Raw genomic sequence first — 2,365 nt, 5'->3', positions numbered from 1 at the left:
GCTGCGCCAGCAGCTGTCCGGGCTGTCCGAGCAGGAGCGGGCGCGGCTGCTCACCGACCTGGTCCGGACCCACGTGGCCGCCGTGCTGGGGCACGCCTCCGCCGAGGCCGTCGAGCCCGGCCGGGCCTTCACCGACCTGGGCTTCGACTCCCTCACCGCGGTCGAACTGCGCAACCGCCTCGGCACCGCCACCGGCCAGCGGCTCCCGGCCACGCTGGTCTTCGACTACCCCAACCCGGTCGCGCTGGCCGGTCACCTCCGGGCCCGGCTCGTCGGCGACGACGAGCAGCCCGTGCACCTCCTGCCGGTGCGTCCGGCAGAGGCGGGATCCGACGAGCCGATCGCGATCGTCGGCATGGCCTGCCGCTTCCCCGGCAACGTGAACGACCCCGACGGGTTCTGGCAGGTGCTCGCCGCCGGGACGGACGCGGTCTCCCGCTTCCCGGACGACCGGGGCTGGGACGTCGAGGGGCTCTACGACCCCGACCCCGAGAGCGTCGGCACCTCGTACACCCAGGAGGGCGGCTTCGTCGCGGACGCGGCCGGCTTCGACGCGGGGTTCTTCGGGATCAGCCCGCGTGAGGCACTGGCGATGGACCCGCAGCAGCGGCAGCTGCTGGAGACCTCCTGGGAGGCCCTGGAGCGGGTCGGCATCGACCCGGGGGCGCTGCGCGGCAGCCCGACCGGCGTCTTCGTCGGCGGGTTCGCGTCGGCCTACGGACTCGGCCTGGCCACCGGGAGCGAGGGCGCCGAAGGACACCTGACGACGGGCTTCGCCACGAGTGTGATGTCGGGCCGGGTGTCGTACGCGCTGGGCCTGGAGGGCCCGGCGGTGACGGTCGACACGGCGTGCTCCTCCTCGCTGGTCGCCCTGCACCTGGCCGCCCAGGCCCTGCGCTCCGGCGAGTGCTCGATGGCGCTCGCCGGCGGGGCCACCGTCATGGCCACCCCGGACGGGATCGTCGGGTTCAGCCAGCAGCGCGGCCTCGCGGCGGACGGGCGCTGCAAGGCGTTCTCCGCGCAGGCGGACGGCATGGGCTTCGCCGAGGGCGCCGGCATGGTGGTCCTGGAGCGGCTGTCGGACGCGCGCCGTAACGGGCACAAGGTGCTGGCGGTGGTGCGGGGCTCGGCGGTCAACCAGGACGGTGCGTCCAACGGTCTGACGGCGCCCAACGGTCCGTCGCAGCAGCGGGTGATCCGTGCGGCGCTGGCCAACGCGCGACTGTCGGCCGCCGACATCGACGTGGTGGAGGCGCACGGCACGGGCACCACCCTGGGTGACCCGATCGAGGCGCAGGCCCTGCTGGCGACGTACGGCCAGGAACGAGGCGACAGCGGTCCGTTGCGTCTGGGGTCGGTGAAGTCGAACATCGGGCACACCCAGGCGGCCGCCGGTGTGGCGGGCATCATCAAGATGGTGCTGGCGCTGCAGAACGAGCAGCTGCCCCGGACGCTGCACGTGGACGAGCCGTCGTCCCACGTGGACTGGTCGGCCGGTGAGGTGGAGCTGCTGACGGAGTCGGTGCCGTGGCCGGCCGGGGAGCGCACCCGCCGGGCCGGCGTGTCCTCCTTCGGTATCAGCGGCACCAACGCGCACGTTCTGCTGGAGGAAGCCCCCGCCGAGGTCCAGGCCGAGGACGGCGCCGACGCGGTCGCGCCGGCCATCGCACCTCTGCTGGTCGAGCCCGGCGAGGCCGGTGCGTGGCTGGTGTCGGGTCGGTCGGCCGAGGGGCTGACGGCTCAGGCGGAGCGGCTGGCCGACTGGGTCGCCGCGCGGCCGGGGGCGATGTCGCGGGACGTCGCCTGGTCGCTGGCGACGACGCGTTCGGTGTTCGAGCACCGGGCGGTCGTGGTCGGCGGCGAGCGTGGTGAGCTGGTGTCCGGGTTGCAGAGCCTGGCGGCTGGTGTTCCCGGTGGCGCCCTGGTGTCGGGTGTGGCGCGGCCGGGTGTGCGGACGGTGTTCGCGTTCGCGGGTCAGGGGTCGCAGTGGGTCGGTATGGGCCGGGAGCTCGCTTCGGTGAGTCCGGTGTTCGCCGCCCGGCTGGCGGAGTGTGCGCGGGCGCTGGCGCCGTATGTGGACTGGTCGCTGGACGAGGTGCTGGCGGGTGCCGAGGGTGCTCCCGCGCTGGAGGCGGCGGATGTGGTGCAGCCGGCGCTGTGGGCCGTGATGGTGTCGCTGGCCGCGGTCTGGGAGGCCGCGGGTGTGACGCCGGATGCGGTCGTGGGTCACTCGCAGGGTGAGATCGCCGCTGCCACTGTCGCCGGGATGCTCAGCATCGAGGACGGTGCCCGGGTGGTGGCGCTGCGGTCGCAGTCGTTGAAGGTGCTGGCAGGTCTGGGCGGGATGCTCTCGGTGAGCTGCTCG

General features: G+C 74.1%; 1 protein-coding gene. It reads left to right on the top strand.

The window, feature by feature from the left end:
* A partial coding sequence (locus tag J0670_RS36045; RefSeq protein WP_207816914.1) for a type I polyketide synthase occupies positions 1-2,365 on the top strand: 2,365 nt, incomplete at both ends.

The organism is Streptomyces sp. FH025 (genome assembly GCF_017427025.1).
Lineage (GTDB): Bacteria > Actinomycetota > Actinomycetes > Streptomycetales > Streptomycetaceae > Kitasatospora.
The sequence above is the reverse complement of the archived record's forward strand: the minus strand, read 5'-3'. Positions and strand labels throughout refer to the sequence as shown.